The sequence below is a fragment of the Streptomyces sp. AM8-1-1 genome, assembly GCF_032229325.1.
Lineage (GTDB): Bacteria > Actinomycetota > Actinomycetes > Streptomycetales > Streptomycetaceae > Streptomyces > Streptomyces achmelvichensis.
Map to the genome: position 1 here is coordinate 6,018,914 of NZ_CP135086.1, position 19,668 is coordinate 6,038,581.

A 19,668-nucleotide genomic window follows, 5' to 3' on the forward strand; every position below is an offset into this window, starting at 1 on the left:
TGAAAGTAAAGCGCCATGGCGAAATGGCGGCATATTCGAACTTCTGGGCGTTAATGGTTGCGCACGCCAGTGGCCGTCATTTAGAACAAAAGGACCTACCGGTCCTATACCGCGATTCGCGCACCAAGCACTCTCATTGCTGAGCAACAGGTGCATGGCGTGCCTTCTGTGTGTATGTCGCCGACGCGCGCTGGACGACCGATTCCGGCCGTCCCGATGACCAGCGGCCCTCTGTGGCCCCGGCCGGGCATTGCCCGGCAGCTCTACCTGCACGGCCCGGTTGGGGCCGACTCCACGGAAGCTGCACGCCATGAGCGTAGAAACGTTTCTCTCCTCTTCTTCGAAGCGGTCCGACCCTGCCGCCGCCGCGCAGACGCCGAACAGCTTCACCGTCAGTACGCAATTGATGGAAGATGCCGTGGTCGCCAGTGCGGTGAGCATGCGCGACGGCCGCAACCAGCAGGCGCTCTTCGCCAATCCCTTCAACAAAGGGAGTGAGGAAGCGCTCATCATCGACGACGAGGGCCACCTCACGTACCTCGCGCGCACGGCCGCCTCCGAAACCGGCTGGAAGCAGCAGCAGGTCGTGGTTGCCGACGAGCCGGCGCTGTGCGACGAAGTCGTGACCGTGGTCCACCCCGACGGAACCGTCTGGGCGGCGTGCGTACCTACATGGGCCGCCGACGACTGGCTCTTTCTGCGTCTCGTCCAGAAGGGCCGGACCGACAAGGGCGAGCCCATCTGCGCCTGGGTGCGTGAGGCCGGCGTGCTGAACGACCTGCCGCGCAGCGAACTCGGCCTGGCCGTGAGCTACTCACCCGATGCCGGACCCACGCTGATATCCGGTCACATCGAAACATCCGGCACGGACAGGCAGTTGGTCATCGGCATCGTCTCAGCCTCGTTCCTGACCCCGGGCTCCGACGGGATCAACGGCTGGACGGCGGTCACACGCACCGTGCCCAACGTGCCCCCCGACACCATCTCCATCGCCGGCGGAGGGTTCGTCAGCACCCGCTCGACAAAGGGCAAGCCCTTCCACGTCGTCTACCTGCGCGACATCCGCGGCTCGGCGGAACGCACCATCCGCGTGAGCTTCTCCGGCACGCAGGGGCAGCAGCCGGACACCTCGATCTACGGCAAGTTCTGCGGCACTTGGAACGCCCCGGCGCTCCCGCAGATGAACCAGCAAAGTGATGTGGGTGTGGCGTGGCTCGACCCCAACGGGTCGCTGCACTTCACCTACTGGACCCCCAACAGCCGCGTCGAAGCGGGCTCGCTCCCCGTCCAACTGGTACGCGCGCAGATCTGGCAGGACGCCGACAACTCCCTGCACGTCTTCGGCCTCGACAGTCGTAACACGCTGCAGGTGATCCATCAGCAGGCATATGTCCAGGACGGTGACGCGCTGCGTCTGCGGTGGACCGAGGCCCGCGCGACCTCCGGCGCTGCCACCACCGTCTCCGTGGGCCTGCATGCCAAGGTCGCGGCCTATCACCTGGACCCGTACCCGGACTACCGGCCCAACGAGCTCATCACCATGGAGGGAATGCTTCCGTCCGAGTCCTTCTGCATCTGTACGCAGGACCTGGTCAACGGTGAGTGGGCCATGGACCGGGTGCGGCTGACATCCACCGAACACCCGCACCTGGTCAGCCACTACGTCGCCGACGTCACGCTGGTCGACGGGACGGGGTTCGCCGTACCCAACCAGCCCGTCGACGTCTCCGCAGACACTCTCGTCGAGGTGCAGATCGACAGCCGTTCGTACCTCGTGGGGCCCGGACGCAGCGCCCGGTCCATGACCGGGCCCACGGGGAAGGCCTCCATCTCCGTCGCGGCTCGCGGACTCACGCCCGCCGTCATCGTGCTCAATGCCGAGGGTGTCGCGAACGACACCTCGATCGACTTCTCCGCCCCCGTCAGCGACTACCTGGCCGGCAAGGGCACCCTCCCCTCGCAACGCGGCCTATTGAACGCGGACGAGCTGCGCAACGCCCAGGTCACGAACGCCCGAGGGGAGCAACAGCCGCTCGTGGCCGACTGGAACAAGATCAAGGACAAGTACCAGCTCGAACCGCAGACCGTCGTCGAGCACTGCAAGGCTGTCTACGGCATGGCCACGGGAGACGAGAAGCTGCCCCGCATGTCCGTAGCGGGCTTCCGGGCACCGCAGGAGGTCAAGGGCTACGTCATTCAGTTCTGGGATCCCTCCAGGCCGGCGTTCCAGATCTTCCGCACCCAGGAGCAGATCGACGATTACCACGCCTACCGCGACAGCCACCCGTCCTACGGTGGCTGGTGGGACGACGTCACGAGCTGGGTGAGTGACGTGTGGGAGGGAATCAAGACCGGCGCCACGCAGATCGCCGAGATCTTCGTCGATGCCGTCGTGAAGCTCGCCATCTGGGTCGGCGACGCCATCGTCTCCCTCGGGGAATTCATCGTGGAGACGGTGGAGCAGGCCGCGCGCGCCGTGGAAGCGGTGTTCCAGGCGATCGCCGACGCGGTCCAGCGAGCCATCGACTGGCTGAAGTCCTTGTTCGCTCTGAAGGACATCTGGGACACCGCGCAAGCACTCGAGAAAGCGTTCAAGTCCCTCGGTCCGATCGCCGTCTCGACGATCGACCATCTCCGCCCGCAGGCGCGCGGATGGTTCGCGGACAAGGAGGCCCGGTTCGACGCCCTGCTCGATTCCCTGCTGGCGGAGTACAAGGGCGCCCGCATGGACGACTTCCAGAACAAGGTCCCACCAGCCACGGCGCCCACCGGCACACCTCTTGAGAAGGACAAACTGAGTACACCGCAGGCCACGTGGATGTACAACAAGACGTTCTCGTCCGCGAATCCGGGACTCAAGGCGCTCTGGGACCCGCCGATGCGGCCGCAGGACGAGGACACTCTCGCGGATATCAATGATCTGCTCAGCTCCCTCCTCGGTTCGCCGAGTCTGGAAAGCCTCATCGAGCAGGGCAAACTGCTCTACGACGCGATCGACAAATTCTGCGAAGTCGACTCCGGCAGTGGCGCCGGCAGGTCCGCCTTCGAGGAAGTCGTCGAAGCGGTTCGCTCACTGGTCAAAAAGGCCATCCACGCACTGTCGGACCTTGCCGACAAGTTCCTCGAGGTCTCGTCGAAACTCAGCGCGAAATTCTGGGACCTCCTCGACCTGCCCATCCCGACTGTCGTGGGTGCCCTGTTGAACACCCTGTACAAGTGGGTGGGCAAGATGGCGACCGGAACGGAGCCCACAGGCGACCTGACGCTCGGAAAGCTGGTCTGCCTCATCGCCGCGTTCTTCTACACGGTCGTCCACAAACTGATCCACGGCGTCGACAACCCGCCGTTCCCAGGCGGCGACTTCCCCGAGATCCCGCTGCCCCCCTGGGATCCGCGCTACGACGCCTCGAGTACCCCCGCGGAGGACGACTGGGAATTCAACGCCCAGATGGTCAGGCTTCAGGCCGGATTCGGGATCGTCTGCATGGTCGGGCAAGGGCTGACCGTAGGCGTGAGCGACTACTACATGCCTGTGTACGCGGCACCCGACAACCCTGTGCCACCGAAGTCGGTCATCTCCACCGTCGCGCTGATCAACGCCGCGACCGATGTGTTCACGCTGGCGTCACTCGTCTACACGATTCCTCCCATCATGGGCGACTACAAGTGGGAGAACAAGGAAGGGGCCGCCGCCTGGGGAGTCCAGACAGCCCGGCTCGTCGTGGACTTGGGTCTGACCGTGGTCGGTCATCTCATCGAGAAGATCGGGTACCGGTCGACGCTGCTCAAGAACCTCGGGACGGTGCTCAACAAGGCCCACCACATCTTCGAGGGCTCGATCGCTCACCTCCTGGTGGGTTCGGTCAGCCTCGGCTGCGGTGTTGCGGCCGTCCAGAAACATCCTCCCGCCAACGAGCAGCTGGCGCAGTGCGCGCTTGCCAGCGCGGTACTCCAGAACACACCGGACATCGTCCAGTTCTTCCGAGCCGTCGTCCGGTGGTTCTTCGGGGCCGAACCGCAGGTCAACTACGCCTACGGTGTGCTGGCCGTCGTGGACGGGGTCGCGGTGGCGGCGGCCAACGGACTGATCGGCATACCTGCCGCTATGGCGGAGGAGCATCCGCCCACTCTGGATACGACGAAGACGCCGCCTTCGCAACCCAAAGGCACGCCCTTCGCGTGGCAGCCCACCGGTTCCGGGGGGACCGAGGCGTACAACAAGCCGGCCGTCTGGGAATTCTCCGGCCTGCCGCCGTCGCTCGCCGGCGACGCGAAGACCGGCAAGATCACCGGCACGCTGCCCGATACGGCGCGTGACTACGACGTCACCGTCACGATCAAGGACAGCTTCTCTCCACCGCTGGGCGCGAGCCACACCTTCACGCTCAAGGTCACGTAGCCAGCGTCGCTTCCCGCGCCGAGATGGTCCCCATGCGCCGACCGGGGACCATCTCCCGTGTCTCGCGGCAGGTCCACGTCAGTGATCGTGGCACCCAGCAACACCGTGCGGGACAGCTGCTACGCCGCCGAGCGGAGCGGGGCCCGTTCCGGCGCGCGGACGCCCATGTCCCGCAGCACCGCCTCCGCCGCCCTCCGGCCCGAGTGCAGCGCCCCCTGCACCGTGCTCGTGTCCCGGTGGTCCCCGCACACGTACAGGCCCGCCAGCAGACGTACCGGGCGGCGGACGTCGTGCGGTGGCGGCATCGCCGGGACCGCTGCCGGGTCGTGGTGGACCGCCAGCAGCGACCAGTCCGCCGTCGGCGTCCCGTACAGCTTCGCCAGATGCGTGCGGACCTGCCGGTCCAGATACGGCGGCGGCGTGCCCAGCACCGTCGAGGAGATCAGCACCCGGCCCCGCGGCGCCCGTGTCGGGTCGACCTCGCTCATCACCGCGGTGTGCGAGACGGGACCTTCACGCTCCGCGTCGAGGACCAGCGCCGAGCCCGTGGGCGGTGCGCACGGCGCCGTGTGGTGCAGCACCGTCACCGGATGGAACGCCGGCACCCGCAGCCCCGGCAGCAGTTCGGCCGCCTCCCGCGCCCCCGTCGCCAGCACCAGCGCGCGGCAGGTCAGTTCGCCGTAGTCCTCGGTGCTGACCCTGTTGATCGACGCGTCCTTGACCCGCACGCCCGTGAGCACCGTGCCCTGCGGCAGTGCGGCGGCCAGTCGCTCCGGCAGCGTCGCCGCGCCGCCCTCCGGGACGCACATCCGCCCCCGGGCGAAGCCCCGCAGCGCCAGGTCGGCGCACCGGCTCGACGTCGTCAGCTCCGGGTCGCAGAGCAGCGCGGACAGCAGCGGGCGCAGGAAGCCCTGGACCGTACGGGCGGGGAGGCCGCGCGCGGCCAGCGACTGGGCCGTGGTCCGTTCCGGACGGGCCATCAGGCGTTCCACGGAGGTGCCCGCGAGCCGGGCCAGGGACGCGCCGAGCCGGGCCTCGTCCAGCGGCCTGGGGGCGCCGGCGAGGGCGCGCGCGACCGTGAACGCGCCCCCTATGCCCCGGAGGGCGTGCGGCGGCCCCCACGCCGTGCCCCGAGCCCCCTGAGCCGCCCCGCTCCGTACCGCCCGCAGCGACCCCCGTCCCGCACTCCCCGGCTCCGACGCCCGGTGGACCGTCTCGCCGGTCCGCTGAAGCCGCCCCCCGCTGTGCACGAGGACTCCCGGTGCGAACGGCCGCAGGACCACCTCTCCGAGGCCGGCCGTGCGATGCAGCTCGGGGTACGAGGTGTTGAGCAACTGGCCCGCGCGGTCGAGCCGGAAGCCGTCGATCTCCTCGGTGGCCATGCGGCCGCCCGGCCTGGCGGCGGCTTCCAGCACGGTGACGCTGAGGCCTGCCGCGATGAGCTGATGAGCCGCCGAGAGGCCGGCTGTACCGGCCCCGACAATGATGACGTCCGCATGGTGAGCGGTGCTGATGAGCACGTGCCCCTCCCCGAGGTCGGCGCGGCTGGTGGGAGGCTCATGCCCCCAACAGGCTCCCGGGATACCCGAGTTCGGTCGAGAGTAGGCAGCGGTGGCCGAACCGCGGCTCGCGCATGCGGCGGGGCACCGTAGCGCGGGGGGCGCGCGTCCGCGGAGGTCGCGCGCCGGGTCCCGCGCCCGGACGCCGGGGGGCGCGACGGGCCGTCACCGCGGCCCCGGGCTCGGACTCCGGGCGCGCCGCGGGCCGTTACCTCAGTGCCGCGCCGACCGCTTCGTCGATGCCGGGGAACGCGAACGTGAACCCCGAGTCCAGCAGCCGTCGCGGCAGCACCCGCTGACTGCCCAGCACGTCACCCGCCATGTCACCGAGCGCGATCTTCAGCGCGGCCGACGGCACCGTGAAGACCGTCGGCCGGTGCAGCGCCCGCCCCATCGCGGCGGTCACCTCCCGGTTGGTGACCGGCTGCGGGGACGTGAGGTTCACCGGACCCGACAGGGACTCCGTGTCCAGGATGTGCCGCAGCGCCGCGACCTCGTCATGCAGCGAGATGAAGCTCCAGTACTGCCGGCCGTCGCCGAGCCGGCCGCCGAGACCCGCCTTGAACAGCGGGAACAGCCGTCCCCACGCCCCGCCCTTGCGGGAGACCACCAGACCGGTCCGGGCGAAGGCGGTCCGTACGCCGGCCTCGGCCGCAGGGGCCGCCGCCTCCTCCCACTCCACGCACAGATTCGGCAGAAAACCGTCCCCCGGCGGGGCCTCCTCGTCCACCGCGCGGTCCCCGGTGTCGCCGTAGAAGCCGACCGCGCTGCCGCAGACGAGCACCCGCGGCGGGGTGTCCAGAGAGGCCAGTGCCTCCGCGACGGCCGCCGTGCCCAGCACCCGGCTGTCACGGATCTCCTTGCGGTACGCGTCCGTCCAGCGGCGCGCCCCGACCCCCGCTCCGGCGAGATGCACCACGGCCTCGCAGCCCACCAGGCCCGCCGCGTCGACGTACTGCCGGTGCGGGTCCCATTCGACCTCGTCCCCGCTCCGCGCGGGCCGCCGCACGAGGCGCACCACCTCGTGCCCGTCGGAGCGCAGTGAGCGCACAAGTGCCGTACCGATGAGTCCGGTGGAGCCGGTGACCGCGATCCGCATGGCCTCATCCTGCCCCGGCCGACCCCCGTGACACAGTTGCCTCCATGCCCGAGTCGCACATACGCCCCGCGCTGCGTACCGACGAGGAGGCTCTCGGCCGGCTCGACCGGGACACCTGGTCGACGCTCCACGCCGTCACGCCGCGACCGATGCCTCCGTACGCACCGTTCTTCGACGCCCAGCACCGGCCCGGCGACTTCCTCGTCGCCGAGGACGCCGACGGCACGCTCATCGGCTTCATCCGCCTCGTCCCTCCCACGCCGCTCGCCTGCAACCAGCACGTGCGCCAGATACAGGGCCTCGCTGTCGCTGCCCGGGCCCGCGGCCGGGGGACCGGGCGGGCCCTGGTGCGTGCGGCGTGCGAGCTGGCACGCCGGCAGGGCGCCGTACGCATCACGCTGCGGGTGCTCGGGCACAACAAGCCGGCCCGGGCCCTGTACGAGGCCGAGGGGTTCGCGGTCGAGGGTGTGCTGCCGGGGGAGTTCTGGCTGGACGGCCGCTATGCCGACGACGTCATGATGGGCCGCTCCCTCCGCTGAGACCGGCCGGAGAGCGCTGCCCGCGGCTGGTTCTCACAGGTCGCCGAAGCGGTCCCAGAGTTTGGGGAAGCGCCCGGCCAGCGCGGAGTCGTCGTCGAAGTCGAAGGGGGTGCCCGCGGGCTCCGCGGTCTGCGGCGCGATCCCCAGGTCCGGTGCGACGACTCCGGTGAGCTGCTCGTACGCCTCGTCCGCCGCGTATCCGAGCTCCTCACCGTCCCCGTCGATGTCCTCGTCGAACTCCTCCAGCAGCTCGGCGAGCGAGTCCGGATCGTGCACCGCCGCTTCGAAGATCTCCCGGCCCTGGCCGATGAGCCAGCAGCGGAAGTAGTCGAACGCGTCGTCGCTGGCGCCGCCGAGGAGCACGGCAGCCGCGCCCCACAGGTCCCAGGTGTAGGCGCGGTTGTAGCGGGCCTCGAAGTGCCGGGCGAAATCCAGCACGGAGTCCGGGTCGAGCTGCAGCAGCCGCTCGACCAGCAGATCGGCATGGTCCTCGGGGTCACCCTCGGCGCGTTCGCGGGTGCTGTCGACGATCTCCCAGAACTCCGTCTCGTCCATCACGGGTCCAGCATCGTGGTTGGCGGGGGGCTGCGCACGCGGAGCCACGAAATGCCGACTCTTTTGAATGGCGGACAGAAGGTGTCGGGTATTCGTGCGACGGTCGCATCATGACGACGCAGAAGACACTTGCCGGGAAGATCGCCCTGGTCGCGGGGGCCACACGGGGCGCGGGCCGGGCCATCGCCGAACAGCTCGGCGCCGCCGGGGCGACCGTGTACGTGACCGGCCGCACCACGCGTACGCAGGTCAGTGAGGTGGGCCGGGCCGGCGAGACCATCGAGCAGACGGCGGACCTGGTGTCCGCCGCGGGCGGTACCGGCATCGCGGTGCCGACCGACCACCTCGAGGCGGATCAGGTACGGGCGCTGACCGAACGCATCGACCGCGACCACGGGCGCCTCGACATCCTGGTGAACGACGTCTGGGGCGGGAACTTCCTGCTCGACTTCAACACCAGGATGTGGGACGTCGACCTGGACCGCGGTCTGCGGATGCTGGACCTCGGCACCCGCAGTCACATCATCACCAGCAGCATCGCGCTGCCCCTGCTGGTGCGCGAGCCCGGCGGCCTGGTCGTCGAGGTGACCGACGGCACCGCCGAGACCAACAAGGGTTTCCGCGAGAACTTCTTCTACGACCTGGCCAAGAACACGCCGATCCGGATGGCCTTCATCCTGGGCGAGGAGCTGAAGAGCGTCGGGTGCTCGGCCGTGGCGGTCACGCCCGGCTTCCTCCGTTCCGAGGAGATGCTCGACATCTTCGGCCTCACCGAGGAGACCTGGCGGGACGGGATCGACAAGCAGGAGCACTGGGCGCTGTCGGAGTCGCCGCTGTACCTCGGCCGCGGGGTGGCGGCGCTGGCCGCGGACCCGGAGAGGGCCCGCTGGAACGGGATGTCGCTCGACAGCGGGAAGCTGGCGAGGGAGTACGGGTTCACGGACGCGGACGGGAGCCGGCCGGACGTGTGGGGCTACATGCTGGCGGAGCAGGCGGGCGGAAAGCCGTCGATCGACGACTACCGGTAGACGACCACCGGCAGGAGTCCTGAGGGCGGTGGCGGTCCGCCCGTCGGCCGGGGCGGTCTACCGGTACAGCCGGGCCGTCCGCTCCGCCGTCTCCGCGAACTGTTCCCGCAGCTCCGGCGGCTCCAGGATCTCCACCTCCGGGCCCAGTGCGAACAGCTGGCCGAATGCGACCTGATGGCTCTCCACCGGCAGCGTGAGGGTCAGCCGGCCCTCCGCGTCCGGGGGACCGGCCGACTCCAGCGCCTCACCGGCCGCCGCCCGGTCGGTGAGGTACGGCAAGCGCGCGGCGCCGCGTTCCGTCACCCGGAGCACCACCTCCGCCCGCAGGATGGAGCGCGCGAACTGCGCCGCGCGCTTCTCCCAGAACCCCGGCAGATCGAAGTCCTCGTCGCGTTCGAAGAACGAGCCGTCCGCCTCCACCGAGGAGAACCGGTCGATCCGGTACACCCGGAACGTGCCGTCCGCGCGAGCGCAGAGGTACCAGACACCCGCCTTCAGCACGAGGCCGTACGGCTCCAACTCCCGCTCCACCTCGGCGTCCTGACGGCGGTACGCCGCCCGGACGCGGCGGTCCTCCCAGACCGCCTCCGCGATCGCCGGGAGCAGCTGCGGTGTGCGGGGCTCCTGGTACCAGCCGGGGGCGTCGAGATGGAAGCGCTGCGCCGCGCTCTCGGAGGCGTTGCTCACCGAGGGCAGCAGCGCCGCGGACACCTTCAGCCGGGCCGCGGACGCCGCGTCCTCCAGACCCATGTCCCTGAGCGCGCCCGGCAGCCCGGAGAGGAACAGGGCCTCGGCCTCGCTGCGGCCGAGGCCCGTCAGCCGGGTGCGGTAGCCGCCGATCAGCCGGTACCCGCCGGCCCGCCCGCGGTCCGCGTAGACCGGGACCCCGGCCTCCGAGAGCGCGAGTGCGTCACGGGTGATGGTGCGCTCCGAGACCTCCAGTTCCTCGGCCAGCTCGGCGCCGGTCATGGAGGGCCTGGCCTGGAGGAGCAGCACCATCTTGATCAGCCGGGCAGCACGCATGCCCCCATCATGGCCCAGCTCAGGCGAGCGGCTCCTGGAGTTCCGTCACCCACCCGTCGAAGTCGCCGGGCGGGCATTCCAGGGACACTTCGCGGGCGTAGCCGGCCGAGATGTGGCCCCCCGACTCGATCCAGCGGGCCAGTGTCTGCGCGGTCGGCAGGACGCCCTGCATCGAGCCGCGGTGCACGATGGTCGCCGCCCGTTCGACGGCCGGCAGCTCCACGATCGCGAAGTCCAGGTCCGGCCGGTGGGCCTCGGAGACGGTGACACCCGCGTGCACGACCACGGCGCCGTTCCCCTCCGGAGCGTCCTCGTAGTAGGCGATACCGGGTCCGGTCGGCGTCACACCGGACGCCTCCACGCGGCGGAACAGTTCCTCGTACAGGGGAGAGATGACGGGCCCGATGTCCTCGGGTCCGTAGCTCGCGGCGGTGGCGGTCAGCTCGGCCACCCGCACGGCGGGGATGCTCTTCACGATGACGTCGTCGGTGGGCATGAAACCCTCGCTCTCGATCGACCGGAGCCTCGCCTCGACCTGCGCCAGCCGTGCGGCCGCCGCGGCCATCGCCTCCTCCAGCTCCGCCCGTCGCAGCACGAGCATCCCGCGCAGTTCCTCCGTGCCCACCTTGTCCTCCAGGATCTCCTGCACCTGTTGCAGGGTGAAGCCGAGATCCTTGAGGGCGATGACACGGTTGAGGCGGGCGAGCTGGGCGGCCGTGTAGTAGCGGTAGCCGCTGTACAGGTCGGTGTGGGCGGGACGCAGCAGCCCGATCGCGTCGTAGTGACGCAGCATGCGGGCCGACACACGGCCGTGCCTGGCGAAGTCTCCGATGGTGAACATGACGCCTCCCACTGCACGCCTTCACACGGTGTCAGGGTCAAGCATCGCCCGTGCGGACGGACGAGGACCCCGGCGGGGGTGGCTCCGCCGGGGTCCTCGCACGCACACGCCTCAGGGAGCTACAGGCCGTAGCGCTCCCGCGCCTCCTTCACGGCGGAGGCCGGTACCTCGCCGCGCTTGGCGAGCTGGGCCAGAGCCGCGACGGTGATCGACTGCGCGTCCACGCCGAAGTGCCGGCGGGCCGCCTCGCGGGTGTCCGAGAGGCCGAAGCCGTCCGTGCCGAGCGAGGACCAGTCCTGCTCGACCCACTGGCTGATCTGGTCCGGGACCTGGCGCATCCAGTCGCTGACCGCGAGGACCGGGCCCGGAGCGCCCTCCAGCGCCTGGGCGACGTACGGGGTGCGCTGTTCGCCGCGGAGCAGGGCCTCGTCGGCCTCCAGCGCGTCCCGGCGCAGCTCGCCCCACGAGGTCGCGGACCATACATCGGCCGTGACGCCCCAGTCGGCGGCCAGCAGTTCCTGCGCCTCCAGGGCCCAGTGGATCGCCGTGCCGGAGGCCAGCAGCTGGAGCCGCGGCGCGTCCGCGGAGGCCGGCACGCCTTCCTTGAAGCGGTACAGACCGCGCAGGATGCCTTCCTCGACGCCCTCGGGCATCGCGGGCTGCACCTTGGGCTCGTTGTAGACCGTCAGGTAGTAGAAGACGTTCTCGTTCTCGTCGGCATCCCGCCCGTACATCCGGCGCAGACCGTCCTTGACGATCACCGAGATCTCGTACGCGAACGCCGGGTCGTAGTTGAGCGACGCCGGGTTGGTGGACGCGATCAGATGCGAGTGGCCGTCCGCGTGCTGGAGGCCCTCACCGGTCAGCGTCGTACGTCCGGCGGTGGCGCCCACGATGAAGCCCTTGCCGAGCTGGTCGGCGAGCTGCCACATCTGGTCGGCCGTGCGCTGCCAGCCGAACATCGAGTAGAAGATGTAGAACGGGATCATCGGCTCGCCGTGCGTCGCGTACGACGTGGAGGCGGCGATGAAGTCGGCCATGGACCCGGCCTCGGTGATCCCCTCGTTGAGGATCTGGCCGTCCTTGGCCTCCTTGTAGTACATCAGCTGGTCGCGGTCGACCGGCTCGTACGTCTGCCCCATCGGCGAGTAGATGCCGGCCGACGGGAAGAGCGACTCCATACCGAAGGTGCGGGCCTCGTCGGGGACGATCGGGACCCAGCGCCTGCCGGTCTCCTTGTCCCGCATGAGGTCCTTCACCAGCCGGACGAAGGCCATGGTGGTGGCCATCTCCTGCTTGCCGGAACCCTTTTCGAGCGCCTTGAAGCCGCGCTCCTCGGGGGCGGGCAGTGCCACGGCCCGCACCCGGCGGGCCGGGGCGGGGCCGCCGAGGGCCGCGCGGCGCTCCTGGAGGTAGCGGACCTCGGGGGAGTCGGCGCCGGGGTGGCCGTAGGGCACCAGACCGTCGGCGAACGCGCTGTCCGGGATGGGGAGACCGAGCAGGTCCCGCATGCCCTTGAACTCGTCCGTCGTCAGCTTCTTCATCTGGTGGTTGGCGTTCTTGGACTCGAAGCCCTTGCCGAGCGTGTAGCCCTTGACCGTCTGCGCCAGGATCACGGTCGGCGCGCCCTTGTGCTCGACGGCCGCGCGGTACGCCGCGTACACCTTGCGGGCCTCGTGGCCGCCGCGGGAGGTGAAGAAGAGTTCGGCGATCTTGTCGTCGGTGATCAGCTTCGAAAGCTCGACGAGCGCGGGCTCGGCGCCGAAGAAGTGCTCGCGGATGTAGGCCGCGTCCCGGGTGGCGTACGTCTGGAACTGGGCGTCCGGCACCTCGCGCAGACGGCGCACGAGCGCACCCGTGGTGTCGAGGGCGAACAGCTCGTCCCAGGCGGAGCCCCACAGCGACTTGATGACGTTCCAGCCGGCGCCGCGGAACTGGGCCTCCAGCTCCTGCACGATCTTGAAGTTGGCGCGGACCGGTCCGTCGAGGCGCTGCAGATTGCAGTTGATGACGAAGGTCAGGTTGTCGAGCTGCTCACGGGACGCGAGCGCGAGGGCCGCGGTCGACTCGGGCTCGTCCATCTCGCCGTCGCCGAGGAACGCCCACACGTGCGAGTTCGCCGTGTCCTTGATCCCGCGGTTGTGCAGATAGCGGTTGAAGCGCGCCTGGTAGATCGCGGAGAGCGGGCCGAGGCCCATGGAGACGGTGGGGAACTCCCACAGCCACGGCAGGCGGCGGGGGTGCGGGTACGACGGCAGACCGTTGCCGCCGGACTCCTGGCGGAAGAGGTCGAGCTGCTGCTCGGACAGCCGGCCGTCGAGGAAGGCGCGGGCGTAGATGCCGGGGGAGGCGTGGCCCTGGATGTAGAGCTGGTCGCCGCTGCCGTCACCCTCCTTGCCGCGGAAGAAGTGGTTGAAGCCGGTCTCGTAGAGCCAGGCCGCGGAGGCGAAGGTGGCGATGTGGCCGCCGACGCCGTGGCGGGAGCCCCGGGTCACCATGGCGGCCGCGTTCCAGCGGTTCCAGGCGGTGATCCGGGATTCCAGCTCCTCGTCGCCGTCGAAGGCGGGCTCGGCGGAGGTGGGGATGGTGTTGACGTAGTCCGTCTCCAGCAGCCGCGGCACGGGAACCCCGGCCGTCTCGGCGTGCTGGAGGGTGCGGCGCATCAGGTACGCGGCCCGGTGGGGGCCGGCGTGCTCGGTGACGGCGTCGAGGGAGGCCGCCCACTCGGCGGTCTCCTCGGCGTCGCGGTCCGGGAGCTGGTCGAGCTCGCTCGGAAGCTTGCCTACGGGGTCGGACATGATCGCCGCCTTCCGGACAGGAGGGGGGTGGAGAAAGGGGCCTTGTCTGGCAGGACGGGGCCTGGGGTCCCCCGACGAAGTCAGGGGGAGGGTCGGTGGACCCGAGGTGAACTGTAAGTCGCTGATCGATGATCGATCAAAGCTTCGGGCCAAATTGGCATCCGGTGCCGCAAAAGTGGGCACGCTGTGCCGCTCAGGAAGGTGATATTTCAGACACTTCGACCGCGTTCGGCTGGGTCAAGGGCTGTCCCGCAGTCCCCGGCGGGCGCACGACGACAGCGACGGCACTCCCTCAAGCTCTTCGAGCAGGGGGACCGCCGCGCTGGCGGATCGCCCGGATACGACCGGTACGAGGACGACCCCTCCACGACCCCGTCGCGTTGCGATGCACCCGCATCCGACGCCACGCGCTGATCAAACGGCGATGACGGGACAGCCCTCAGGCGCGCGGTGCGCAGCCCAGCACATGGGCCTTCACGAGCGTCCCGATCTGTGGATCGCGGCGCTTGAAGGCCGCCACGAGCGCCTCGTGCTCCTCGGCGTAGGACTTCTGGACCGTCCCCAGCCAGCGGATCGACAGCGCCGTGAACACCTCGATGCCGAGCCCTTCCCAGGTGTGCAGCAGGACACCGTTGCCCGCCGCCCGCACCAGCTCCCGGTGGAAGGCGACCGTGTGCCGCACCTGCGCGGCCGAGTCGGCGGCCAGGTCGGCAGCGTACAGCCCGGCCACATGCGGTTCCAGGCACGAGCAGTCGTCGGCCAGCCGCTCGGCCGCGAGCTCGGCCGCGATCTGCTCCAGGCCCGCCCGCACGGGGTAGCTCTCCTCCAGGTCCGCGGCGGTGAGATTGCGGACCCGTACGCCCTTGTTCGGCGCGGACTCGATCAGCCGCAGGCTCTCCAGCTCCCGCAGTGCCTCACGGACCGGCGTCTGGGAGACCTCCAGCTCGGTCGCGATCCGCCGCTCGACGATGCGCTCGCCCGGCTTCCAGCGCCCGCTGACGATCCCCTCCACGATGTGCTCGCGGATCTGTTCGCGCAGCGAGTGGACGACGGGCGGGGTCATGGAAACTCCTCATGGGTGGCCGGGGCCGAGGTTACCGGAGCGGAACCTCATGGCTTCCCGTACGGACGCATTGTCAGGGAACGCACGCGCACAGTGACGGCTCATGGCTAGCCTTTCCGGCATGACGCAGGCCAAGGATGTGGACCCGTACGTCTCACCAAGGAGCTTCTACGGAGCGGAACTTCGCCGCTTGCGCGAGGAGAACCGGTTGTCGCAGGAGCAGTTGGGGGAGCGGGTCTTCTGCTCGGGCGCGTACATCGGCCAGTTCGAGGCCGCGAAGCGTCGACCGCAGCAGGACATGTCGCGACTGCTGGACGGGGTGCTGGGGTCGGGGGAGCACCTTCAGCGGCTGTGCCGGCTGGCGCAGGAGTCGAAGCACCCCGAGTACTTCGCCGATGCCGCGGAGCTGGAGAAGGAGGCCCTGACGATCAGTGAGTACGCTCCGCTGCTGATCCCGGGTCTGCTCCAGACCGAGGCGTACGCCCGCGGCATCACCCGCGCCACGCAGCCCTTCGCCGCAGACGACGTGGTGGAGCGGCACGTCACCGTACGGCTGGAACGGGCGCGCCGCCTGGACGATCCGTCGGGTCCGGAGCTCTGGGCCATCGTCCACGAGGCCGCTCTGCATGTGGTGGTGGACGAGCCGTCCGTGATGCGTGAACAGCTGGAGCAGCTCGCCGAACAGGCCCGTGACCATCACCGGGTGATGGTGCAGGTGCTGCCCTTCGCGGCCGGCCCGCCCCCGCTGACGCACGGCACGGCCATCGTGATGACCTTCGCCGACTCTCCGGCCGTCGTCTACACCGAGAGTGCGCACAGCGGCCAACTCATCGACGAACCGGCGCTGGTGACCAAGTTCCAGAAGTCATACGATCTCGTCCGGGCCGCCGCGCTGTCGCCGAAGGCGTCCCTCTCCCTGATCGCTTCGGCGGCGAAGGACTACACGACACCATGAGCCCCGATCTGAGCACAGCCATATGGCGGACGTCGTCCTACAGCAACGGGGAGGGCGGGGCATGTGTCGAGGTCGCCGACGGCTTCACCCACGTCACCCCCGTCCGCGACAGCAAGAACCCCGACGGCCCCGCCCTCGTCTTCGCGCACGCCCGCTGGGCGTCCTTCGTGAGCGCCGTCAAGCGCGGCGCCCTCTGACCGCGCCCCCGGACGACGCGACGGCGCCTTCGGACGACGCGACGGCGCCTTCGGACGACGCGACCGCGCCTTCGGACAACGCGACGGCGCCCCGCCCGGATCTCTCCGGGCGGGGCGCCGTTCGTCACTGCTGACCTGCGCCGACCTGTGGCGGCCTGCGCGGGCTCGCGTCAGAGACCGAGCTCGACCTCGAACTCGCCGGCCTCCAGGATCGCCTTGACCGTCGTCAGGTAGCGGGCGGCGTCCGCGCCGTCCACCAGACGGTGGTCGTAGGAGAGCGCGACGTAGGTCATGTCGCGGATCGCGATCGTCTCGCCGAGGTCCGGGTGGTTGATGACCACCGGGCGCTTGACGGTGGCGCCGATGCCCAGGATGGCGACCTGGTTCGGCGGCACGATGATCGTGTCGAACAGCGCACCGCGCGAGCCGGTGTTGCTGATGGTGAACGTCGCACCGGCCAGGTCGTCCGGGGTGATCTTGCTGGCGCGCACGGCGCCCGCGAGCTCCGCGGTCCGCTTGGCGATACCGGCGAGGTTCAGGTCTCCCGCACTCTTGATGACCGGGGTCATCAGGCCCTTCTCGGAGTCCACGGCGATGCCGATGTTCTCCGAGTCGAAGTACGTGATGGTGCCTTCGTCCTCGTTGATCCGGGCGTTGACGACCGGGTGGGCCTTCAGCGCCTGGGCCGCGGCCTTGACGAAGAACGGCATCGGGGACAGCTTGACGCCCTCGCGGGCGGCGAAGGAGTCCTTGGCCAGGGCGCGCAGCTTCATCAGCTTGGTGATGTCGACCTCGACGACCGAGGTCAGCTGGGCCTGGCCGTGCAGCGCCTTCATCATGTTGTCGCCGATGACCTTGCGCATGCGGGTCATCTTGACGGTCTGACCACGCAGCGGGGACGTCTCCAGCTTCGGCGCCCGGGAGGCGGCCGGAGCGGCGGTGGCCGGCGCCGGGGCGGCGGCCTTGGCGGCCTCCGCGGCGGCGATGACGTCCTGCTTGCGGATACGGCCACCGACGCCGGTGCCCTTGACCGAGGACAGGTCGACGCCGTTCTCGGCGGCGAGCTTACGGACCAGCGGGGTCACGTAGGCGTCGCTCGCGGCACCGGCGGCGGGGGCGGCCGGAGCAGCCGGAGCCGGGGTGACGGGAGCCGGAGCCGCCTGGGCGGGCGCGGCCTGGGCCGGAGCCGGCTGAGCGGGCGCGGCGGGAGCCGGGGCGGGCTGCGCCGGAGCGGCGGGGGCCGCCGGTGCGGGCGCGGCCTCCTGCTTCGGGGCTTCCTGCTTGGGAGCCTCCTGCTTCGGAGCCTCCTGCTTCGGAGCCTCCTGGGCCGGGGCGGGCTGCGCCGGGGCGGCGGCCTGCGGGGCGGCACCGGGAGCACCGATGACGGCGAGCTTGGCACCGACCTCGGCGGTCTCGTCCTCGGCGACGGTGATCTCCAGCAGTACGCCGGAGGCCGGGGCGGGGATCTCGGTGTCGACCTTGTCCGTGGAGACCTCGAGCAGCGGCTCGTCGGCCTCGACGGAATCGCCGACCTCCTTGAGCCAGCGGGTGACGGTGCCCTCGGTGACGCTCTCGCCGAGCGCCGGGAGGACCACGTCGGTGCCCTCGGCCGAGCCACCGCCGGACGAGGCCTCGGCGGTCGGCGCCGGGGCGGGGGCGGAGGTCTCGGTGGACGGGGCGGCCTGCGCGGGCTGCTCCGGCTCGGGAGCCGGGGCCTCGGCCTGCTTCTCCTCGGCCGCGGGGGCCTCGGCGGCGGCGGGGGCGCCGGAGCCGTCGTCGATGACGGCGAGCTCGGCGCCGACCTCGACGGTCTCGTCCTCGGCGACCTTGATGGAGGCCAGGACGCCGGACGCGGGGGCGGGGATCTCGGTGTCGACCTTGTCGGTCGACACCTCGAGCAGCGGCTCGTCGGCCTCGACGCGCTCGCCCTCGGCCTTCAGCCAGCGGGTGACGGTGCCCTCGGTGACGCTCTCACCGAGCGCCGGAAGGGTTACGGAAACCGACATGGTTTCAGTTGCTCCTAACGATGGGGTATCCCCGGCCCGCGCGGAGCGCCGAGCGAGGGGACGTGCGGAAGTGGTCGTCGCGCCCGGTGTCCGCGGACTGCGCGGACGGCTCAGGCAGCACGGACAGCTCAGTCATGCGAGTGCAGCGGCTTGCCCGCGAGCGCCAGGTGCGCCTCGCCCATCGCCTCGTTCTGCGTCGGGTGGGCGTGGATGAGCTGAGCGACCTCCGCCGGCAGAGCCTCCCAGTTGTAGATCAGCTGCGCCTCGCCGACCTGCTCGCCCATACGGTCACCGACCATGTGGACGCCGACCACGGCACCGTCCTTGACCTGGACGAGCTTGATCTCGCCCGCGGTCTTGAGGATCTTGCTCTTGCCGTTGCCCGCGAGGTTGTACTTCAGAGCGACAACCTTGTCCGCACCGTAGATCTCCTTGGCCTTGGCCTCGGTGATGCCGACGGACGCGACCTCGGGGTGGCAGTACGTCACCCGGGGTACACCGTCGTAGTCGACCGGAACGGTCTTCAGACCGGCCAGACGCTCCGCTACCAGGATGCCCTCGGCGAAGCCGACGTGCGCGAGCTGGAGGGTCGGGACCAGGTCACCGACCGCGGAGATCGTCGGGACGTTCGTCTGCATGTACTCGTCGACGAGGACGAAGCCGCGGTCCATCGCGACGCCCTGCTCCTCGTACCCGAGACCGGCGGAGACCGGGCCGCGGCCGACCGCGACCAGCAGCACCTCGGCGTCGAACGTCTTGCCGTCCGCGAGTGTCACGCGGACGCCGTCCTGGGTGTACTCGGCCTTCTCGAAGAAGGTGCCCAGGTTGAACTTGATGCCGCGCTTGCGGAACGCGCGCTCAAGAAGCTTGGAGCTGTTCTCGTCCTCGACCGGAACGAGGTGCTTGAGGCCCTCGATGACGGTGACGTCGGAGCCGAAGGACTTCCACGCGGAGGCGAACTCCACGCCGATGACGCCGCCGCCGAGCACGATCGCGGACTGGGGGACCCGGTCCAGGACCAGCGCGTGGTCGGAGGAGATGATGCGGTTGCCGTCGATCTCCAGACCCGGCAGCGACTTCGGCACGGAGCCGGTCGCGAGGAGGATGTGGCGGCCCTGGACACGCTGGCCGTTGACGTCGACGGAGGTGGGGGAGGACAGCTTGCCCTCACCCTCGATGTAGGTGACCTTGCGGGAGGCGATGAGCCCCTGCAGACCCTTGTAGAGTCCGCTGACCACGTCGTCCTTGTACTTGTGCACAGCCGGGACGTCGATGCCCTCGAAGGTGGCCTTGACGCCGAACTGCTCGCTCTCGCGAGCCTGGTCGGCGATCTCACCGGCGTGCAGCAGAGCCTTGGTGGGGATGCAGCCACGGTGCAGGCAGGTGCCGCCGAGCTTGTCCTTCTCGATCAGGGCGACGTCCAGGCCCAGCTGAGCCCCACGCAGGGCCGCGGCGTAACCGCCACTGCCACCGCCGAGGATCACTAGGTCGAAAACGGTGCTGGCGTCGTTCGCCACGTCACGTCCTCCATGCATGTGTGCCGGTCGCCGGGTCTCCCCTTCCCGGGGACGACCGGCCGGTCGGCTGGTGTGCGGCCGCTTGATTC

The 19,668-nt window shown here is 70.0% G+C and carries 14 protein-coding genes; 5 read left to right on the forward strand and 9 right to left on the reverse strand.

Annotated elements, in window-relative coordinates; all coding sequences use genetic code 11:
• Nucleotides 1-310 precede the first annotated feature (310 nt).
• Complete coding sequence (locus RPQ07_RS26820) at nucleotides 311-4,399, forward strand: Ig domain-containing protein (protein WP_313946759.1); 4,089 nt, start codon at nucleotides 311-313, stop codon at nucleotides 4,397-4,399.
• Nucleotides 4,400-4,518: 119 nt separating this feature from the next.
• Here RPQ07_RS26820 and RPQ07_RS26825 read toward each other — a convergent pair whose 3' ends face one another.
• Both RPQ07_RS26825 and RPQ07_RS26830 read right to left on the reverse strand, forming a co-directional pair.
• Nucleotides 4,519-5,919, reverse strand: coding sequence for an NAD(P)/FAD-dependent oxidoreductase (locus RPQ07_RS26825; protein WP_313946760.1), 1,401 nt, complete (start codon nucleotides 5,917-5,919; stop codon nucleotides 4,519-4,521).
• A 247-nt stretch (nucleotides 5,920-6,166) separates the two neighbouring features.
• Nucleotides 6,167-7,057: a TIGR01777 family oxidoreductase gene (locus RPQ07_RS26830; protein ID WP_313946761.1), complete on the reverse strand. Its 891-nt coding sequence runs from the start codon at nucleotides 7,055-7,057 to the stop codon at nucleotides 6,167-6,169.
• 44 nt (nucleotides 7,058-7,101) lie between these two features.
• On the opposite strand from RPQ07_RS26830, the gene RPQ07_RS26835 reads away from it, so the two are divergent.
• Nucleotides 7,102-7,596 (forward strand): GNAT family N-acetyltransferase, encoded by a 495-nt coding sequence (locus tag RPQ07_RS26835; protein ID WP_313946762.1) that lies wholly within the window; start codon nucleotides 7,102-7,104, stop codon nucleotides 7,594-7,596.
• Nucleotides 7,597-7,629: 33 nt separating this feature from the next.
• On the opposite strand, the gene RPQ07_RS26840 is transcribed toward RPQ07_RS26835, so the two are convergent.
• A complete protein-coding gene (locus RPQ07_RS26840) occupies nucleotides 7,630-8,151 on the reverse strand; it encodes a DUF4240 domain-containing protein (RefSeq protein WP_313949036.1) in 522 nt (173 codons plus the stop codon).
• 110 nt (nucleotides 8,152-8,261) lie between these two features.
• Here RPQ07_RS26840 and RPQ07_RS26845 point away from each other — a divergent pair, with 110 nt between their 5' ends.
• Nucleotides 8,262-9,179, forward strand: coding sequence for an SDR family oxidoreductase (locus RPQ07_RS26845; RefSeq protein WP_313946763.1), 918 nt, complete (start codon nucleotides 8,262-8,264; stop codon nucleotides 9,177-9,179).
• A gap of 57 nt (nucleotides 9,180-9,236) precedes the next feature.
• Here the strand turns inward: RPQ07_RS26845 and RPQ07_RS26850 are convergent, their stop codons facing one another.
• The 4 genes from RPQ07_RS26850 to RPQ07_RS26865 all read right to left on the reverse strand — a co-directional run bounded on the left by RPQ07_RS26850 (nucleotide 9,237) and on the right by RPQ07_RS26865 (nucleotide 14,904).
• Nucleotides 9,237-10,202, reverse strand: coding sequence for a helix-turn-helix transcriptional regulator (locus RPQ07_RS26850; RefSeq protein ID WP_313946764.1), 966 nt, complete (start codon nucleotides 10,200-10,202; stop codon nucleotides 9,237-9,239).
• Nucleotides 10,203-10,221: 19 nt separating this feature from the next.
• Nucleotides 10,222-11,043 carry a MerR family transcriptional regulator gene (locus tag RPQ07_RS26855; protein WP_313946765.1) on the reverse strand — a complete coding sequence of 274 codons (822 nt, stop codon included), beginning with the start codon at nucleotides 11,041-11,043 and terminating at the stop codon, nucleotides 10,222-10,224.
• A 119-nt stretch (nucleotides 11,044-11,162) separates the two neighbouring features.
• Nucleotides 11,163-13,841: a pyruvate dehydrogenase (acetyl-transferring), homodimeric type gene (aceE, locus tag RPQ07_RS26860; protein ID WP_313946766.1), complete on the reverse strand. Its 2,679-nt coding sequence runs from the start codon at nucleotides 13,839-13,841 to the stop codon at nucleotides 11,163-11,165.
• 439 nt (nucleotides 13,842-14,280) lie between these two features.
• Nucleotides 14,281-14,904, reverse strand: coding sequence for a GntR family transcriptional regulator (locus tag RPQ07_RS26865; RefSeq protein ID WP_313946767.1), 624 nt, complete (start codon nucleotides 14,902-14,904; stop codon nucleotides 14,281-14,283).
• Between the two features lie 121 nt (nucleotides 14,905-15,025).
• On the opposite strand from RPQ07_RS26865, the gene RPQ07_RS26870 reads away from it, so the two are divergent.
• Together RPQ07_RS26870 and RPQ07_RS26875 are read left to right on the forward strand one after the other, a co-directional pair.
• A complete protein-coding gene (locus RPQ07_RS26870) occupies nucleotides 15,026-15,859 on the forward strand; it encodes a helix-turn-helix transcriptional regulator (protein WP_313946768.1) in 834 nt (277 codons plus the stop codon).
• Complete coding sequence (locus RPQ07_RS26875) at nucleotides 15,856-16,056, forward strand: DUF397 domain-containing protein (protein ID WP_313946769.1); 201 nt, start codon at nucleotides 15,856-15,858, stop codon at nucleotides 16,054-16,056. The genes RPQ07_RS26870 and RPQ07_RS26875 overlap by 4 nt, the downstream gene beginning before the upstream one ends.
• A gap of 170 nt (nucleotides 16,057-16,226) precedes the next feature.
• Here the strand turns inward: RPQ07_RS26875 and sucB are convergent, their stop codons facing one another.
• Together sucB and lpdA are read right to left on the reverse strand one after the other, a co-directional pair.
• Nucleotides 16,227-18,062 (reverse strand): 2-oxoglutarate dehydrogenase, E2 component, dihydrolipoamide succinyltransferase, encoded by a 1,836-nt coding sequence (gene sucB, locus RPQ07_RS26880; RefSeq protein WP_313946770.1) that lies wholly within the window; start codon nucleotides 18,060-18,062, stop codon nucleotides 16,227-16,229.
• Between the two features lie 128 nt (nucleotides 18,063-18,190).
• A complete protein-coding gene (gene lpdA, locus RPQ07_RS26885; protein WP_313946771.1) occupies nucleotides 18,191-19,579 on the reverse strand; it encodes a dihydrolipoyl dehydrogenase in 1,389 nt (462 codons plus the stop codon).
• Nucleotides 19,580-19,668: the final 89 nt, after the last annotated feature.

Excerpts from the sequence above, each read along its gene's own strand:
- RPQ07_RS26820 (WP_313946759.1), top strand. The coding sequence starts at position 311 with ATGAGCGTAGAAACGTTTCTCTCCTCTTCTTCGAAGCGGTCCGACCCT.
- RPQ07_RS26830 (WP_313946761.1), bottom strand. The coding sequence starts at position 7,057 with ATGCGGATCGCGGTCACCGGCTCCACCGGACTCATCGGTACGGCACTT.
- RPQ07_RS26835 (WP_313946762.1), top strand. The coding sequence starts at position 7,102 with ATGCCCGAGTCGCACATACGCCCCGCGCTGCGTACCGACGAGGAGGCT.
- RPQ07_RS26840 (WP_313949036.1), bottom strand. The coding sequence starts at position 8,151 with ATGGACGAGACGGAGTTCTGGGAGATCGTCGACAGCACCCGCGAACGC.
- RPQ07_RS26845 (WP_313946763.1), top strand. The coding sequence starts at position 8,262 with ATGACGACGCAGAAGACACTTGCCGGGAAGATCGCCCTGGTCGCGGGG.
- RPQ07_RS26850 (WP_313946764.1), bottom strand. The coding sequence starts at position 10,202 with ATGCGTGCTGCCCGGCTGATCAAGATGGTGCTGCTCCTCCAGGCCAGG.
- RPQ07_RS26855 (WP_313946765.1), bottom strand. The coding sequence starts at position 11,043 with ATGTTCACCATCGGAGACTTCGCCAGGCACGGCCGTGTGTCGGCCCGC.
- aceE (WP_313946766.1), bottom strand. The coding sequence starts at position 13,841 with ATGTCCGACCCCGTAGGCAAGCTTCCGAGCGAGCTCGACCAGCTCCCG.
- RPQ07_RS26865 (WP_313946767.1), bottom strand. The coding sequence starts at position 14,904 with ATGACCCCGCCCGTCGTCCACTCGCTGCGCGAACAGATCCGCGAGCAC.
- RPQ07_RS26870 (WP_313946768.1), top strand. The coding sequence starts at position 15,026 with ATGACGCAGGCCAAGGATGTGGACCCGTACGTCTCACCAAGGAGCTTC.
- RPQ07_RS26875 (WP_313946769.1), top strand. The coding sequence starts at position 15,856 with ATGAGCCCCGATCTGAGCACAGCCATATGGCGGACGTCGTCCTACAGC.
- sucB (WP_313946770.1), bottom strand. The coding sequence starts at position 18,062 with ATGTCGGTTTCCGTAACCCTTCCGGCGCTCGGTGAGAGCGTCACCGAG.